This window comes from Streptomyces sp. AM25 (assembly GCF_058146165.1).
Window position 1 is genome coordinate 230,717 of the sequence record NZ_JBKIWN010000014.1, and the last position, 16,060, is coordinate 246,776.

Here is a 16,060-nt window from a genome sequence, read left to right on the forward strand (position 1 = left end):
GTGTGAGCGAACCCGCCCGGGGGCGGGTCAGCGCACTGCTTCCAGCACCTCGGTGCAGCCCAGCACGTCGGCGATCTCGCCGAGGGCGTCGCCGTTGAGGCTCTGCAGCTCCTTGCCGCTCACCCCGAGGTCGCCCAGCAGCTCGGCGTCGCCCAGCGGGCCGAACGGCGCCGCCTCGGCGGCCACGGTGTCGTCCCCGTCCTCCTCCGTCTCGGGTTCGCCGTCCTCGGTGCCGTCGAGGTCCGGGAGGCCGAGCTCCTCGCCCCCGTCCTCGTCGCGGCCGGTCAGTTCATCGACGAGCATCGCCCCGTAGGAGCTGCGGGCGGCGAGGGCGGCGTTCGACACGTAGACGCGGGGGTCGTCCTCGCCGTCCACCCGCACGATGCCGAACCAGGTGTCCTCCTGCTCGATGAGCACCAGGACCGTGTCGTCGTCCACCGCGTTGTCACGGGCCAGGTCGGCGATGTCGGACAGGGTCTCCACGTTGTCGAGTTCTGTGTCGCTCGCTTCCCACCCGTCTTCGGTGCGCGCGAGCATTGCGGCGAAGTACACCGTGACTCTCCCACTGGTCATAGGCGGTGCCGGGGCCGGACGGGGAGCACCCCGCCCACTCGGAATCGTGGCAGAAACCTCGCCGTTGCGAGAGGTCTTCCGCGTTGCGTCGTGCAGCAGTCCGAAGAGATGTCGCTCACGTGGGGTCCCAGGGGCCCGTCGCGCCGCATCACCAGCGGAACGTGCGCATACGCATCTGCTGGCGCATCCGGGCGGCCCGGGCGCGGCGCGGCTGCACGCGCTCCCGCAACTCCCTCGCCTCGTTCAGCTCGCGGAGGAACTGGGCGCGCCGCCGTCTGCGCTCCTCGGCGCTCTCCGGCTCCGTCCCGGGGTCCACGGGATCCGTCGGGTCTGCGTTCCGCTGTCGTTTGTCCTGACCGGCCATGGGCAGCACCACCTCGTGCCGAGGTCCTCGCCCGGAGCGACAGACCGGGCGTATGTGCCCACTTTCCCCCTGGCCGGTAGTTTGATGCCAGGGCCCCGGCAGGCCTCCGTGCACGGGCGTGGCCGGTACGGGCGGGCGCCGGGGCGTGAAAGCTCGGTTAATGTCGATGTCATGCGGATCCACGTCGTCGACCACCCCCTGGTTGCTCACAAGCTCACCACGCTGCGCGACAAGCGCACCGATTCCCCCACCTTCCGGCGTCTCTGCGACGAGCTGGTCACCCTGCTCGCCTACGAGGCCACGCGCGACGTGCGCACCGAGCAGGTCGACATCGAGTCCCCGGTCACCCGGACCACGGGCGTCAAGCTGTCCCACCCCCGCCCGCTGGTCGTGCCGATCCTGCGCGCGGGCCTGGGCATGCTCGACGGCATGGTCCGCCTGCTGCCCACGGCCGAGGTCGGCTTCCTGGGCATGATCCGCAACGAGGAGACCCTCAAGGCGGAGACCTACGCGACGCGGATGCCCGACGACCTCTCGGGCCGCCAGGTCTACGTCCTGGACCCGATGCTGGCCACCGGCGGCACCCTGGTCGCGGCGATCAACGAGCTGATCGCGCGCGGCGCCGACGACGTCACCGCCATCTGCCTGCTGGCCGCGCCCGAGGGCGTCGAGGTCATGGAGCGCGAACTAGAGGGCGCCCCCGTCACCGTCGTCACCGCCTCGGTCGACGAGCGCCTCAACGAGCACGGCTACATCGTCCCCGGCCTGGGCGACGCGGGCGACCGCATGTACGGCACGGCGGGCTGAGCGCTCCGCCCCTGACGGGACGCCCTGGCTGTTCTCCGGTGCGGGTCCGTCGTGGTTGCTCGCGCAGTTCCCCGCGCCCCTGACGGGGCGGTGCGTGCCGTGCCCCGAAGGGGCGCGGGGAACTGCGCGACAAGCCACAGACAGCCCGCAGGCGACAACCGGCCTCAGCACCTCGCAGGAGCAGACGCCGCCGCCGAAGCGGCGGAGGCCACCGCGGACGGCGTCGGCGGAGCCGCCGAGGACGGCGCCGTCAGCCCCGCCAGCAGCCGGTCGGCATCGTCCTTCGCCGTAAGCGACTTGTACGCATCCCCGAGCACCAGATCGACGTCCTGTCCCTCGCGCCCGTCGCTCCTGGTCTCCGCCCCGGCCAGCTGCGTGCCGAGCACCCGCAGCGCCCCGTCCACGGCGCCCTGGCCGCCCATCAGCAGCCCCGGCCCGGAGACCTTCTTGTCGTACTCGGCCTGGGCGTTGCCCACCTTGCCGATTCTGAAGCCGCGGCGTTCGAGCTCATCCGCGGTGATCTTGGCGAGCCCGCCGCGCGGGGTCGCGTTGTAGACGTTGACCGTGACGTCGGAGGGCCTGGGCAGTTCCAGGGGGACCCGGTGCCCGGCCGGACGGCCTGCGTTCTTGCAGTCGCCGCTGCTCTTGTGCCGCGCCGCTTCCGTCCTGCTCCCGCCGCCCGAGAAGACATCGGCGAGCTGGAGCGTTCCCCACCCGGCCAGCCCGAGCACGGCGGCGGTGGAGACGACGGCGAGCACGATCCTGCGGCGATTCCTCGGGCGGCGCATGTGCGGGAACCGATTGCCCGTGATGCGATACTTTCCCCCCATGCCGGGAGGGGTGAGCATGCTCATGGGCGCAGCGTAGTGCCGGGGAATGCCGCTGCCTACTAAATGATCAATGGGTTGACCCCATGCCAACCCAAAAGGGCCAATAAGTGGCCGAATGGCGATACGTGATGCGTAGCCGCACTAAGGGCGGGGCCGACGCTCAGTCCAGTTCGAGCACCCGGGCGTGCAGCACCTGGCGCTGCTGGAGCGCGGCGCGCACCGCGCGGTGCAGCCCGTCCTCCAGGTAGAGATCGCCCTGCCACTTCACGACGTGGGCGAAGAGGTCACCGTAGAACGTCGAGTCCTCGGCGAGCAGCGTCTCCAGGTCCAGCTGCTGCTTCGTGGTCACCAGCTGGTCAAGACGTACCGGGCGCGGGGCGACGTCCGCCCACTGGCGGGTGCTTTCCCGGCCGTGGTCGGGGTACGGCCGACCGTTTCCGATGCGCTTGAAGATCACACGGAAAGCCTACCGGGCGAGCGGCTCCCGGCGCAGCCATGGCACGGCAGAGCGAAGGGGGCAATCGGCCGCATACCTCGTCTTTGCCGCGCCGGGTCCGCCGTTATTCCGCGATTTCCGTGCGTTCGAACCACTCGTAGACCGGGAGCCGGCCCTCGGCGGTGTCCGTGTGCCGCGGCGTGTTCTTGAAGTGCTCGTACCCGCCGCGGTGCGGGATCTTCAGCTCGACCCCGGGCGGGGTGATCGGGACGATGCGCGTGGAGAGATCGTCCGGGCCGCCTTCGAGGAACGCTTTGGCAGACATGGGCACAGTCTTGCCCCGATCGGCCGCGGCGGCCCCCCGACGCGCCGACGGGGCCGGGCTTGACCCCGACGTCGCGTCAGGGTCCAGCGTGGGCGCGGACGAAAGGTGAGGGAATGGGCTACTCGGTCGGGCAGGTCGCCGGTTTCGCGGGAGTGACCGTGCGGATCCTGCACCACTACGACAGGGCCGGGCTGCTGTCCCCGGGCGAACGCACCCCGGCCGGCTACCGGCAGTACGGCGATGGGGACCTGGCCCGGCTGCAGCAGATCCTCTTCTACCGCGAACTCGGCTTCTCCCTGGAGGAGATAGCCGCTCTCCTCGACGACCCGCAGGCCAGTGCCCTGGACCGGCTGCGGGAGCGGCACCGGCGGCTGAACGAGCAGATCCTGCGGCTGCAACGGCTCGTCGAGGTCGCCGAGCGGGCGATGGAGGTGCAGCACACGGGTGTTCACCTGTCGCCCGAGGAGCGGTTCGAGGTCTTCGGGGACGTCGCCTTCGACCTGGGCTACGCGACGGACGCGCACCTGAAGTGGGGGCGGAGCGACGGGCATCGGCAGGCGATGGCCCGGGCCGCGGCCCACACCAAGGAGGACTGGCGGCGGCTCATGGCCGAGGCCGCGGACTGGCGGGGGCGGCTGCCGGCCGCCTTCGACGAGGGCGCCGACGCCGACGGCGAACGGGCCCGGGAGCTCGCCGAGGAGCACCGGCAGCACATCGCCCGCTGGTTCACGCCCTGCCCGCACGAGATGCACTGCCGGATCGCCGACGACTACTCCCCCAGCTACCGCTGGGCGGTGCCCCCAGACGCGCGGGCCTTCGCGCTCGTCGTGCCGCCCGCCGAACAGCGGCCCGGGCTGGCCGCGTACGTGCGGCAGGCGGTCCACGCCAATGCCGAGAGGAGGTGGCAGTGAGGGTTCTCGTCATGGCGGCCGGCTCGCGCGGCGACGTCGCGCCCTACACCGGCCTGGGCGCCGCGCTGCGCGCGGCCGGGCACGAGGTCGTGCCGGCCGCGCCCGCCGGATTCGCGGGGGCGGTACGGGACTCCGGGCTGGGGTTCCGTCCGCTGCCCGACGCCGGTGGCGGCGCCGGGGGCTCGCTGCTCGGCAAGGCGGCGGCGTACATCGACGCGCTGGGGACGGCGCGGCGGCTTCGGCGCTGTCGCGCCGGATGGCCTCGGAGGACGGGGCCGGGCGGGTGCGGGACGCCGTGGAGCGGCTGGGCTGAGGGCAGTTGTCGTATGCGGGTCCGCTGTGGTTGCTCGCGCAGTTCCCCGCGTCCCTTCGGGGCGCGGTACGCACCGCCCCGAAGGGACGCGGGGAACTGCGCGACCAGCCCCTGACGGCCCGCAGAAGAAGTGCCGGCTCTACTTCTTCGCAGCCGCTTTCGCCGCCTGCTTGAACGCCCTCACCTTCTCCAGCGACTCCGGGCCCGTGATGTCCGCCGCCGAGCGGTACGAGCCCTCCTCGCCGTAGGACCCCGCCGCCTCGCGCCAGCCCTCCGGGCGGACGCCCAGGCGCTTGCCCAGCAGGGCCAGGAAGATCTGGGCCTTCTGCTTGCCGAAGCCCGGCAGGTCGTTGAGCCTGCGCAGCAGCTCCGTGCCGGTGTCCGCGTCGCGCCAGACGGCGGCCGCGTCGCCGTCGTAGTGCTCGACCAGGTACTGGCACAGCTGCTGCACCCGTTTGGCCATCGAGCCGGGGTAGCGGTGCACGGCCGGCTTCTCCGCGCAGAGGGCGGCGAACGCCTCGGGGTCGTAGGCCGCGATCTCGTGCGCGTCCAGGTCGTCGCGGCCGAGGCGCTGCGCGATCGTGTACGGCCCGGTGAAGGCCCACTCCATGGGTACTTGCTGGTCGAGCAGCATGCCCGTCAGTGCGGCCAGCGGGCTGCGGGAGAGCAGCTCGTCGGCGTCGGGCTGCTGGGCCAGGCGGAGGGAACGGTCCATTCCCCGATGATCCCCCGATGCGGGGCCTCCTTCGACCGGACGCGCACGAATGGCAGCCGGGGCGGGGCTCTGGTGGTCTGAAAGGGTTTCCCGGCCGGTCGGCAAGAAGGGCGCTTCATGGACATCGGCGATCTCACGGACGCGGTACTGAAGGATTTGCGCCGCCCGCGGACGTACCCGGCCGTCTCCCTCCTCGTACCGACGCACCGGCGCGAGCCCGGCAACCCCGAGGACAGGGTCCGGCTGCGGAACGCCCTGGCCGAGGCGAAGCGGCGGCTCGGGGAGGATCCGAAGGTGTCGCGGGACGTCCGGATGGACGTCGAGAAGCGGCTCGATGCGGCCGTCGCCGAGGTCGACTTCCTGCACCCCGCCGAGGGGCTGCTGATCCTCGCCGCGCCCGGCGAGCACGAACTCTGGTACCTGCCGCGGCCGGTGCCGCAGCGGGTGGTGATCGACGGGACGTTCCTCACCCGCAACCTGGTCGCCGCGCGGATCGGCGAGGAGCCGTACTGGGCGCTGGTGCTGTCCGACGGCGAGACGCGGCTGTGGAGCGGCGGCGGCCCGCACGGCGGGCACCTGGAGGAGGTGACGGGGGACGGCTTCCCGGTCATGCCCGCCATCCCCGACCAGGTGGACGCGCTGCCGGGGGCGAACTTCGCCAACTACGGCAGCCGGCCCAGCCCTTACCGCACGGAGCGGGAGCGCCAGTACCTGCGCTCGGTGGACGGCGCCCTCGGCCGGGTGCTGGAGCGCGACCCGCGCCCGGTGTACCTGGTGGGGCTCGCGGTGTCGCTGGCCCGGTTCGAGGAGGTCTCGACGCACGGTGCGGCCGTCGCGGCCCGCGTCGAGCGCGGGGGCGCCGCCTCCGCGACGGCTCCCGAACTGCGCGGCCTGCTGGCCCCGGCCTTCGACGAGTGCCACGAGCGGCGCCGCGTCGACATCCAGCGCCGCCTGGTGGACGCCCGCGGTCGACGCCGGTACGCCGCAGGCCTGGACGAGGTGTGGCAGACGGTGCAGGAGGGCCGGGTGGCGCTGCTGGCGGTCGAGGAGGGGTACGAGACCGCGGCCCGGGTGGAGGACGGTCACCTGGTCATGGCCGCCAACCCCGGTGTTCCCGGCTCCCCGGACGGGGTGCACGAGGACATCGTCGACGAACTCGTCGAAGCCGCCCTGGACAAGGGGTCGGAGGTGCGGTTCGTCCCGGACGGCGACCTGGCGGAGGCGGGGCACATCGCGGGGGTGCTGCGGTTCTGACGGACGTGTCCCGCGCGGTCAGCCGTCGTGCCGCCCGCTCAGGTACGTCAGCACCGCCAGGACCCGCCGGTTGTCCTCGCCGGAGGCGGCGAGGCCGAGTTTGTCGAAGATGCTCGCGATGTGTTTCGTGACGGCGCTCGCGGAGAGGAACAGCCGTTCCGCGATGGCCGCGTTGGAGCGGCCCTCCGCCATCAGGGTCAGTACCTCGCGCTCGCGCGGCGTCAGACGGTCGAGGGGCTGCTGCCAGCCGCCGGGGGAGCCGCCGGACAGCAGCCGGGCGATCACCTCCGGGTCCATGGCTGTGCCGCCGCGGGCGATGCGGTGCAGGGCGTCGACGAACTCGTCGTCGCTGAACACCCGGTCCTTGAGCAGGTATCCGATGCCCCCGGCCGCGTCGGCGAGCAACTCGCGGGCGTAGAGCGTCTCCACGTACTGGGAGAGCACCAGGACCGGCAGGCCCGGGACGCTGGCGCGGGCGGCGAGGGCCGCGCGCAGGCCCTCGTCGGTGAAGGTGGGCGGCAGGCGGACGTCCACGAGGGAGACGTCCGGGCGCAGTTCGGTCATGGCCTGCAGCAGCTCCGGGCCGGTGGACACGGCCGCGGCCACCTCGAAGCCGTACGCGGTCAGCAGCCGGGTCAGGCCGGTTCGCAGGAGGTACTGGTCCTCGGCGAGGACGACGCGCACGGGATCTCCAGGGTGATCGTGGTGGGTCCGCCGGGCGGGCTGTCGACACGGCAGGTGCCGTCGAAGGTGGACAGCCGGCGCTGCACGCCGCGCAGTCCGCCGCCCCGGTCCGGGTCGGCGCCGCCCGTGCCGTCGTCGAAGACGGTGATGTGCAGGGCGCCGTTCCGGTGCCGGACGGTGAGTTCGGCGCGGCGGGCGGCGGCGTGCTTGGCGGCGTTGGTGAGCAGCTCGCGGACCGCGAAGTACACCGCCGCCTCGACCGGGGCGGGCGGCCTGCCGGGCAGGTCGACGTGGGCGGTGACCGGCAGCGCGGCGTCCAGTGCGGCCGCGCGCAGGGCGTCGGCCAGGCCGCGTTCGGCGAGCACGGGCGGGTGGATGCCCCGGACGAGCTCGCGCAGTTCGGCCAGTGCGGCGGCGGAGGTGCGGCGGGCCTCGGCGACGAGTTCGCGGGCCGCCGCGGGGTCGGTGTCCAGCAGGTGCTCGACGGTGCGCAGGGTCATGCCCACGGCGACCATGCGGCCCTGGGCGCCGTCGTGCAGGTCCCGTTCGATGCGGCGCAGTTCGACGGCCTGCGCGTCGGTGGCGTCGGTGCGGCTGGCGGCGAGGTGGTCCACGCGCCGGGCGAGGCGGGCGGCCTTGGTGGGCCGGAGCAGCGCGCGGGCGAAGGCGGCCTGTGCGCGCAGCGCGGCGGGGCCGAGCAGCAGCACCCCGGCGAAGAGGGCGAGCCCGGCCGGGACGGCCAGCCAGGCCCGACTGCCCAGCGCGGCAGCCGGGTTCGTCAGCACCGCCCAGCCCGCGGCGGGGGCGGGACCCGGCAGGACCGTGTTGCGCAGGCCGCCGATGATGCCGGCGACGAGCCCGTAGACGCCGATCACCATCGGCAGCGCGGACAGCAGCAGGGCGGCCGGCAGGCCGAGCAGCATCCACAGGTGGTCCCGCGCGGTGGCCGGGTCCCCGAGCAGGGCGCGGGCACGGGCCATGTCCGGCTCGGGGAGGGGCGGATAGGGCACCTCGACCGGGGTGCCGGTCACCGTGCCGACCGCGGTGCGGACGCGGTTGAGCAGCTGCCGGTTGGCCTCGACGACCGCGGGGAACGCGGCGGTGAAGCCGAGGAGGAGGCTGCCGAGGGCGGCCAGGGAGAGCAGCAGCCCCGCCAGCAGGACGAGCGACAGCCCGAGCCACTCGAAGCCGGTGCGCCGGGCGCGGGACCCCGCGCGGAGGACCGCGATCCACCGGGCCGGGGTGTGCGCGTCTCGGATCATGCCGCTCAGTCTCGCGCATCGGGTGCGGCCGGGGCAGTGCACAAAAGTGCACCTCAGGACGGTGCTTCCGTGGATTCCGGACGGGCCGGCGGCTTCCTAGCGTCGTGGCCGTGACCGAGAAGAACGTGACTGAGAAGAAGACGACGCCGGTGCCGGCCCTGCTGATGGACGTGTGTATTCCGCTTGCCGGTTACTACGGGCTGCGTGCGGCCGGGGCGGGGCAGTGGTGGGCCCTGGTGCTTTCCGGCATCGCCCCGCTGCTGCACACGGTCTGGACCCTGGTCCGTACGCGCAGGGTCGACTCGTTGGGCCTGTTCGCCCTGGTGACGATGGTGCTGTCGGCCGTGATGCCGCTGCTGACGGGCAGCCCGCGGCTGCTGCTGGCCAGGGAGAGCTGGAGCACGGCGGCGTTCGGCCTGTGGATCGTCGGATCGCTGCTGGGCCGGCGCCCGTTCCTGCTCGACGTGACGCTGAAGTTCCTGCGGGGGGACGCCGCGCAGCGCTGGGAGGAGTCCTGGGCGGGCGACCCGCGCTTCCGCCGCGCGCTGCGGGTGGTCACGGTGCTGTGGGGCGGGGCGTTCCTGCTGGACGCGGCGGCCAGGGTGGTCATGGCATACACGCTGCCGGTGGACACCGTGCCCGTGGCCGGTGCGGCGCTGCTGGTCGGCCTGCTGGCCGTGGTGCGGCAGGGGTCGGTGCGGGTGCTGCGTCACCGCGTGACGCGGTGACGCAGCACTCACTCAAGGACCAAGGGTCAAGGACCCGGGGTCACTTCCAGGCCTTGTGGGCGTTGTCCCAGTGCTGGGTGCGGCCCTTGTACTTGCGCTCCCAGCTGCGGGTGCGCTCGTCCCACTGGGCGTAGGTGCGGGAGTCGCCGTCCCAGCGCTGCCAGACCTTGTGCTTGGCGTCGAAGTGGTCCGCCTTCTTGTCGACGCCCTTCTCCCAGCCGAGGTGCCGGCCGTGGTCGTGGTCGCCGTGGACGGTGACGTGCGCCTCCTCCTTGTGCTCGGCCGAGACGCCGGCCCCGTGGTGGCCCGGAGCATCGGCGTACGCCGCGCTGCCGGCTGCTGCGGCGGCGCCGGACAGCAGGGCCGCCGAGGCGGCGACGGCGGCGATGTGCCGCATGGTGACGTGGGACATGAGCGTGCTCCTTGCTCGGGATCCAGGATCCGGGATCCGGGGGAGGACGAACGAGGGCGCGGGGGTCGCGCCCTCGGTACGCACGGATCTTCGCGGTCCACGGCCCGGAAAACGGCGAGAAGCCGCCGGTTTAGCCCGTTCGTATGAGCCGGTGGTACGGCTTAACGGGGCGCGGGCGTACGGGGGTTCAGCCGCGCAGGTGGTAGCTGTAGGCGAAGCCTTGGCCCTGAGGGGCGGAGCAGGAATAGGCGCCGTGCGCCGCGGGGGCCGCCTTGCGTCTTGCGCGGTCGGTCGGCGGCGGGCCGTCGGTGGCTGGTCGCGCAGTTCCCCGCGCCCCCGACGGGGCGGTGCGTACCGTGCCCCGAAGGGGCGCGGGGAACTGCGCGAGCAACCACGACGCACCCGCAGCGTCACGCTCGCCCGTGCAGCACCCCCGCCAGGCGGCGCGGTGTCGGGTTGCGGAAGAGGTCCGCCAGGCGCAGGCCCTCGCCCAGGGCCTGGACCGCGCGCATCGCCTTCCAGGACGTGCCGCCGAGGGCGAAGAAGTCGTCGTCGCGGGCGAAGGCGTCCGTGCCGAGGAGTTCGGCGAAGACGTCTGCGATCTGTTGCTCGACGGGGTCGGCCGGGGCCTCCCCGGGGGTCTCCGGCTCCGTGACCGGGGCCGGGAGTGCCGAGCGGTCGAGCTTGCCGTTGGGGCTCAGCGGCAGGCGGTCGAGGACGACGAGCGCCGACGGGACGTGGTGGCCCGGAAGGATCTCGGCCAGGGCCTCGCGGACGGACCGTACGTCCACCTCCGCCTTCCCGTCCGCCTCTACGTAGCCGACCAGCGCCCGGTCCCCGGCCGCGTCCTCGCGGGCCACGACGACCGCCTCGCGGACGCCGGGCTGCTGCCGCAGCGCCGCCTCGATCTCGCCGGGCTCGATGCGCACGCCGTTGACCTTGACCTGGAAGTCCGAGCGGCCCAGGAACTCGATCGTGCCGTCCGCCCGGTAGCGGGCGAGGTCGCCGGTCCGGTACACGCGCTCGTCGCGGACGGGGCCGAACGACCACTGCAGGAACCGTTCGCGGGTGAGCTCCTCGCGGCCCAGGTAGCCCTCGGCGAGCCCGGTGCCCGCGACGTACAGCTCGCCCGTCACGCCCGGCCGCACCGGGTGCATCGCCTCGTCGAGGATGTAGATCCGCTGGTTGGCCAGCGGGCGCCCGATGGGGACGTCGCCCGCCGGGTCGTGCTGCGGGTCGACGAGCTGGACGGTGCTGTGCACCGACGCCTCGGTGAACCCGCCGAGATTGGCCAGGCGCATCGCGGGCAGCACCCGGGCGGCGCGGCGGGGCAGCGTCGGCGGCACCCGGTCGCCGCCGAGCATGGCCAGCCGCAGCGGCGGCAGGGCGGTGCCGGGGGCCGTGTTCTCCAGGTGCCCCAGGTAGGCGCCGAGCAGGCCGGGGGTGGTGTTCCAGACGGTCACGCCGTGCTCGACGGCCAGGGCGTGCCAGTGCGCGGGGTCGCGCAGACCGTCCGCGGTGGGGACGACCACGGTGGCACCGGCGAGGACGGTGCCGAGGAGTTCGACGACCGACATGTCGAAGCTCGTGGACGAAAGGTGCAGGATCTTGTCGCCGGGGGCGATGCGGAAGCGCTCCGCCAGGTCCAGGAGGTTGTTCGTTGCGCCACGGTGGCGGACTGCGATGCCCTTGGGGCGGCCTGTGGAGCCGGAGGTGTAGATCACGTAGGCCAGGTCGTTCGGACCTGCGGGTTCGTGGGGGTTGCTCGCGCAGTTCCCCGCGCCCCTTCGGGGCGCTAGCCCCTCATGAGAGATCACCGCCTCGCAGTTCGCGTCCTCCAGGATGAAGGTGATGCGGTCCGCCGGGTAGTCCACGTCCACCGGGACGTACGCCGCCCCCGCGCGCAGGACCGCCAGGACCGCCGTCAGGAACTCCGGGCCGCGGGGCAGGGCCAGGGCGACGCGGGAGACCCCCAGGGCGCGGAGCCGGTCGGCCAGGTCCGCGGACCGGCGGTCCAACTCTCCGTAGGAGACGGAGTGTTCCCCCTGCACTATCGCCACGGCGTCCGGCGCGGCCGCCGCGCGGGCGGCGAAGTGCTCGTGCAGCGGCGTGTCGTGGGGCAGGGCGGACGCGGTGCGGTTCCAGTCCACGAGGATGCGCTGTTGCTCCTCCGGGGTCATGAGGTCTCCATCGGCGTGAGGGCGGTGAGGTGCCGGTCGAGGGCGGCGGCGAGTTCCGGGGCGCGGGGGAGCCAGCCGCCGTGGGCGGGGACGTACAGGGCGGCGGTCAGGTCGTCGGGGCCCTCGTCGTAGAACTCCACCAGCAGTTCGCCCTGCGGCCCGCAGGGGCTGGACGGCCGGGCGCGCAGCACGGCGGGGCCCGCCTGCAGGGGGTCGCGCGGCCAGCTCTGGTAGGCGGCGAGGACCTGGTAGGGCTGCATACGGCCGGTGTCGTCGGGGGTGCCGCACGCCAGGATGTCGTAGACGGGCAGGTCCGCGTGGTACATCGCGTCGAGCAGTGCGTCCATGGCCCGGTCCGGGCCGTCGGCGGCCGCGGGGTCGCGCAACCGGACCGGCAGCATGGTGAGTTCGCAGCCGACCTCGTCCTGCTGGTCCGGGGTGCGCGTGGAGAACGGCACGCCGACGAGGAAGTCGGCGGCGCCGGTCAGTTCGGCGACGGCCCGGCCGACAGCGGTCAGCAGCAGGGCGAACGGCGGCACCGCGGACCGGCGGGCCACCTGCCGCAGCCGGGTCCCGCTGCCGGGCGGGAGCGGGAGGGGGCGGACGGCGAGGCGGTCCTGCAGGATCTCGCGGTGCGTCTGCGCGGGCTGCTGCTCCGGCAGGGCGGGTGCCCCGGCGAGCGCGCGCTCCCAGTAGGCGCACAGCTCCTGCCGCCGTGCCCCGTCGAGCGGTTGCACGGTGGTGCGGGCGGCGGGCGTCAGGTGCGGCTGCTGCCCGGCGAGGGCCTGGCGGTACGCCTCCGCCAGATCGGCGGTCAGGGCGACCTCCGAGAGTCCGTCGTACGCGGTGTGGTGCACGGCCGCGTACAACTCGCCGCCGCCTTGCGGGCCGTCCGGCACCAGGCCGAGGCGCAGGACGTCCCCCGTCTCCAGGCCGTACGGCGCGGTGCACAGCATCCGTACCGCGGCCTCGCGGCCCGTGCCGGCCGGCAACACCTGCACCGGGACGGGGCGCGGCTGCGTCACGGGCTGCCGCCACAACTCGCCCCCGTCGGAGACGAATGCGGTGCGCAGCGCCTCGTGCCGGATGCGGACCGCCTGCCAGGCGGACGCGAGCGCGTCCGGGTCGGCGGGGCCGTCGATGCGGAGGTGGAGGAGGGCGACGGTGCTGAGGGAGCCGGGGAGGAGTTGTTCGGTGAACCAGAAGGTTTGTTCTGAGGCGGAGGCCGCGGTGCGGGTGGTCATAGGGCTGCTCCGTGCGGCAGTTGTTCGGCTGCGGGCTCGTTGTGGCTTGTCGCGCAGTTCCCCGCGCCCCTTACGGGGCGCGCCAGTTCGTCCAGCAGGGCATCCGCCAGGGCCTGCGCCCTCTCCCCGTCCAGCACGTCCGTCCGGTAGCGCAGCGTCAGGTGGTCCGGAGTCGCGTCCGGGACCTCCAGGGTGAGTTCGTAGGCCGAGGTCTCCGGGCCCGCGGGGCGTTCGGGGGCGAAGGTGCGGCCGTCCAGGACCAGGCGTGGCGGCTCGGTGTTCTGCATGACGAAGCCCGCCTGGCAGTACGGGTTGCGGTGCGGGTCGCGCGGGGCGTCCTCGCGCAGCAGGGCCTCGACCGGCTGGAACTGGAAGCGCAGTGCCTGCGTCAACTGCCGTGTCGCGTCGGCGAGAACGTCGTGTGCCGGGCCGCGGAAGCGGACGGCCACGCCCGAGGCGAAGCAGCCGACCGCCTGCTCGGCGGCGGCCGAGGCGCGGCCGGCCACGGGGATGCCGACGGCGAAGTCCGCGGCGCCCGTCACCGTGCGCAGGGCGCGGACCCAGGCCGCGAGCAGGGTCGCGGCGACGGTGGTGCCGGCCGCGGCGGTGCGCAGCGGGGCCGGGACGTCGATGCGGATGCGGGAGACGGGGCCCGTGGGGGCGGGGGTGCCGGGGCCGAGCGGCAGGTCGGGGACGCCGCGCAGCTCGCGCGTCCACTCCCACAGGGCCGCCCGGTCCGCCTCGGTCTCCGCGGCGAACTGCTCCGTCCAGGCGTGGGCGTGGCCCGGCGCGGCGCGGTCGTCGGCGGAACCGGCGTAGGCGTCGGACAGTTCGCGCAGCAGCAGGCCCGCGGACCAGCCGTCGAAGGCCGAGTGGTGCACGACCAGGCCGAACCAGTGGTTGCCGTTGCCCGACGGGGCCAGCACGGTGCGCAGCGGCACCTCGGCGGCCAGGTCGAACGGGCGCGCCAGGTGCGCCTCGGCGGCCTGCCGGGCCTCCCGCTCGGGGGCCGGGGCGAGGACGGTGAGCAGGTGGGGAAGTTCCTTCGGCGCCACGGCGGTTGCGGTGACCGTGCGGTCCGCGCCGCGGGTGAGCGTCGTGCGCAGCGCCTCGTGGCGGGACGCCACCGTGTGGACGGCCGCGGCGAGCCGGTCCGTGTCGACCGGTCCGTCGGTGCGGAACAGGAAGGACGACAGGGCGTCGGCCGACCCCGGGGTGCGCTGCTCGGTGAACCAGAAGCGCCACTGCGGGGCGGGCAGGCCGCTGATCCACCGCGGGGAGGACTCCGGCGCGGCGGCCAGCGGGGCCTGCTCCTCGGGGCCGAGGAGGCCGGCGATGGCGGCCGGGGTGCGGGCCAGCATCACCTGGGGTGCGGTGAGGCGCACTCCGGCGGCGGCGGACAGCCGGCCGGCCAGCCGCATCGCGGTGATGGACGTCGCGCCCGCCTGGAAGAGGTTGGTGTCCGGTCCGACCGGGCGGCCGAGCAGATCAGCAGCTGCGGCCAGGACGGCGGCCACCCGGGGCGGCACCGCTGCGGACAGGGGCTCTTCCGCGGCTGCGCGCCGGTCGAGTTCGGTGCGCACGGCACGGGCCAGGGCCTCGCGGTCGAGCTTGCCGTTGCCGGTGAGCGGCAGGCTGCCGGTCATGACGACCGGGTCCGGTACGAACGCGGCCGGGAGCCGGCCGGCGACGGCCTCGCGCACCGCCTCGGGACCGGCCGGCGCCTCCGCGGCCGGCACGCACACCATGGCCAGGCCGGTCGTGGCGGCGGACGGGCCGCCGTCCAGCGGCAGGGGCAGCACGACGGCCCGGGCGATGCCGGGGACGTCCTCGGCGGCCCGCTCCACCTCGCCGGGCTCCACGCGGACGCCGCGGATCTTCACCTGGCGGTCGGCGCGGCCCAGGAACTCGTATGCGCCGTCGGCCCCGAGCCGGGCCCGGTCGCCGGTCAGGTAGACCCGGAGGGCCGTACCGCCGGGGCCGAGCGGCAGTTCGCGGAACGCGCGGGCCGTGGCCCCGGGGTCGCCGAGGTAGCCGAGTGCGAGGCCGTCGCCGGAGATCGCCAACTGGCCGGTCCCGCCGGGGGCGACGGGGCGGAGCTGCGCGTCCAGGACGTGGATGCGGGTGCCGACTACCGGGCGGCCGATGGGGATGTCGGTGTCCTCGTCCGCTACGTCGGTGACCGGGTGCACGGTGGCGAACACCGTGCTCTCGACGGGCCCGTAGCCGTTGACCAGCCGCGTGCCGGGGACGGCCTGCAGGGCGCGGGCCATGTGGCGGGGGGAGAGCCGCTCGCCGCCGACCATCACGGTGCGCAGCCCGCGCAGGGCTGCGGCGTCCTCGTCGACGATCGCGTCGAAGAGGGAGGTGGTCGCGAACATCGTGTTCACGCCGTCGGCCACGGCGTCGCGGCAGCCGTCCACGGTGAGGTAGTGGCCGTCGAGGAGCACCGTCGTGCCGCCGTGCACCAGCGGCGCCCACAGCTCCATGGCGAACGCGTCCCACGGCACGGCCGCGGACTGGAGCATGCACGTCGTGCCGTCGAAGGCCAGCGTCGGGTCCTCGGCGATGCGCAGCAGCCCGCGGTGGGTGGCGAGGACGGACTTGGGGGTGCCGGTGCTGCCGGAGGTGAAGAAGACGCAGAGGGCGTCGGCGCTTCCGGTGCGGCTCGTGGTGTGCAGGACCTCGGCGCCGGTGTCCGTCAGGAGCAGGCGGGCGCCGGTCAGTTCGAGGACCTGGCGGCAGCGGGCCTCCGGCCAGCGGGTGTCCACGGCCGTGTAGGCGGCACCGCACTTGAGCACCGCGAGGAGGGCCTCGGCCATCCGCGGGCCGCGCTCCATGCGGACCGCGACGACGTCGCCGGGGCCGGCGTCCAGACCGGCCGCCAACCGGGTGGCGGCTGTGTCGAGTTCGGCGTACGTGACGGAGGTGCCGCGCCACCGCAGGGCGGGTGCGCCGGGGCGGGTACGGGCCCAGTGGGCGACGCGTTCGTCGACGCGGGCGGGGCTGCTGTTCACGGTGG

General features: G+C 74.1%; 17 protein-coding genes. 5 read left to right on the top strand and 12 right to left on the bottom strand.

Features of this window, described 5'->3' with window-relative positions; all coding sequences use genetic code 11:
- Positions 1-27: 27 nt before the first annotated feature.
- On the bottom strand, positions 28-552 hold the full coding sequence (locus ACLHRZ_RS20225; protein ID WP_490419882.1) for a tRNA adenosine deaminase-associated protein: 525 nt from the start codon (positions 550-552) through the stop codon (positions 28-30).
- 169 nt (positions 553-721) lie between these two features.
- Entirely contained in the window at positions 722-937 is a 216-nt protein-coding gene (locus tag ACLHRZ_RS20230; protein ID WP_490419883.1) for a hypothetical protein, read from the bottom strand.
- Positions 938-1,108: 171 nt separating this feature from the next.
- On the opposite strand from ACLHRZ_RS20230, the gene upp reads away from it, so the two are divergent.
- Positions 1,109-1,744 carry a uracil phosphoribosyltransferase gene (gene upp / locus ACLHRZ_RS20235; RefSeq protein WP_490419884.1) on the top strand — a complete coding sequence of 212 codons (636 nt, stop codon included), beginning with the start codon at positions 1,109-1,111 and terminating at the stop codon, positions 1,742-1,744.
- A gap of 164 nt (positions 1,745-1,908) precedes the next feature.
- Here the strand turns inward: upp and ACLHRZ_RS20240 are convergent, their stop codons facing one another.
- The 3 genes from ACLHRZ_RS20240 to ACLHRZ_RS20250 all read right to left on the bottom strand — a co-directional run bounded on the left by ACLHRZ_RS20240 (position 1,909) and on the right by ACLHRZ_RS20250 (position 3,335).
- Positions 1,909-2,598, bottom strand: coding sequence for a LytR C-terminal domain-containing protein (locus ACLHRZ_RS20240; RefSeq protein WP_490419885.1), 690 nt, complete (start codon positions 2,596-2,598; stop codon positions 1,909-1,911).
- Positions 2,599-2,734: 136 nt separating this feature from the next.
- Positions 2,735-3,031, bottom strand: a complete 297-nt coding sequence (locus tag ACLHRZ_RS20245; protein ID WP_004943146.1) for a type II toxin-antitoxin system VapB family antitoxin — start codon at positions 3,029-3,031, stop codon at positions 2,735-2,737.
- Positions 3,032-3,134: 103 nt separating this feature from the next.
- Positions 3,135-3,335, bottom strand: a complete 201-nt coding sequence (locus tag ACLHRZ_RS20250) for a DUF5988 family protein (RefSeq protein WP_490419886.1) — start codon at positions 3,333-3,335, stop codon at positions 3,135-3,137.
- Between the two features lie 113 nt (positions 3,336-3,448).
- On the opposite strand from ACLHRZ_RS20250, the gene ACLHRZ_RS20255 reads away from it, so the two are divergent.
- Together ACLHRZ_RS20255 and ACLHRZ_RS20260 are read left to right on the top strand one after the other, a co-directional pair.
- Positions 3,449-4,246 (top strand): MerR family transcriptional regulator, encoded by a 798-nt coding sequence (locus tag ACLHRZ_RS20255; RefSeq protein ID WP_490419887.1) that lies wholly within the window; start codon positions 3,449-3,451, stop codon positions 4,244-4,246.
- Positions 4,243-4,674 (top strand): glycosyltransferase, encoded by a 432-nt coding sequence (locus tag ACLHRZ_RS20260; RefSeq protein ID WP_490419888.1) that lies wholly within the window; start codon positions 4,243-4,245, stop codon positions 4,672-4,674. Before ACLHRZ_RS20255 ends, ACLHRZ_RS20260 begins: the two co-directional genes overlap by 4 nt.
- Positions 4,675-4,698: 24 nt before the next feature.
- On the opposite strand, the gene ACLHRZ_RS20265 is transcribed toward ACLHRZ_RS20260, so the two are convergent.
- Entirely contained in the window at positions 4,699-5,274 is a 576-nt protein-coding gene (locus ACLHRZ_RS20265) for an HhH-GPD-type base excision DNA repair protein (RefSeq protein WP_490419889.1), read from the bottom strand.
- 117 nt (positions 5,275-5,391) lie between these two features.
- Here ACLHRZ_RS20265 and ACLHRZ_RS20270 point away from each other — a divergent pair, with 117 nt between their 5' ends.
- On the top strand, positions 5,392-6,528 hold the full coding sequence (locus ACLHRZ_RS20270; protein WP_490419890.1) for a baeRF3 domain-containing protein: 1,137 nt from the start codon (positions 5,392-5,394) through the stop codon (positions 6,526-6,528).
- An 18-nt stretch (positions 6,529-6,546) separates the two neighbouring features.
- Here the strand turns inward: ACLHRZ_RS20270 and ACLHRZ_RS20275 are convergent, their stop codons facing one another.
- The gene (locus ACLHRZ_RS20275; protein ID WP_490419891.1) at positions 6,547-7,212 is read right to left on the bottom strand and encodes a LuxR C-terminal-related transcriptional regulator; all 666 of its coding nucleotides are present in this window, start codon (positions 7,210-7,212) and stop codon (positions 6,547-6,549) included.
- Positions 7,164-8,474: a sensor histidine kinase gene (locus ACLHRZ_RS20280; RefSeq protein ID WP_490419892.1), complete on the bottom strand. Its 1,311-nt coding sequence runs from the start codon at positions 8,472-8,474 to the stop codon at positions 7,164-7,166. Before ACLHRZ_RS20280 ends, ACLHRZ_RS20275 begins: the two co-directional genes overlap by 49 nt.
- A gap of 110 nt (positions 8,475-8,584) precedes the next feature.
- On the opposite strand from ACLHRZ_RS20280, the gene ACLHRZ_RS20285 reads away from it, so the two are divergent.
- The gene (locus tag ACLHRZ_RS20285; protein ID WP_490419893.1) at positions 8,585-9,202 is read left to right on the top strand and encodes a VC0807 family protein; all 618 of its coding nucleotides are present in this window, start codon (positions 8,585-8,587) and stop codon (positions 9,200-9,202) included.
- Positions 9,203-9,242: 40 nt separating this feature from the next.
- Here ACLHRZ_RS20285 and ACLHRZ_RS20290 read toward each other — a convergent pair whose 3' ends face one another.
- The 4 genes from ACLHRZ_RS20290 to ACLHRZ_RS20305 form a co-directional block, all read right to left on the bottom strand.
- On the bottom strand, positions 9,243-9,614 hold the full coding sequence (locus ACLHRZ_RS20290) for a hypothetical protein (protein ID WP_490419894.1): 372 nt from the start codon (positions 9,612-9,614) through the stop codon (positions 9,243-9,245).
- Between the two features lie 410 nt (positions 9,615-10,024).
- A complete protein-coding gene (locus ACLHRZ_RS20295; RefSeq protein ID WP_490419895.1) occupies positions 10,025-11,794 on the bottom strand; it encodes a non-ribosomal peptide synthetase in 1,770 nt (589 codons plus the stop codon).
- A complete protein-coding gene (locus ACLHRZ_RS20300) occupies positions 11,791-13,038 on the bottom strand; it encodes a condensation domain-containing protein (RefSeq protein WP_490419896.1) in 1,248 nt (415 codons plus the stop codon). The genes ACLHRZ_RS20295 and ACLHRZ_RS20300 overlap by 4 nt, the downstream gene beginning before the upstream one ends.
- Positions 13,035-16,055, bottom strand: coding sequence for an amino acid adenylation domain-containing protein (locus ACLHRZ_RS20305; protein WP_490419897.1), 3,021 nt, complete (start codon positions 16,053-16,055; stop codon positions 13,035-13,037). Before ACLHRZ_RS20305 ends, ACLHRZ_RS20300 begins: the two co-directional genes overlap by 4 nt.
- Positions 16,056-16,060 lie beyond the last annotated feature (5 nt).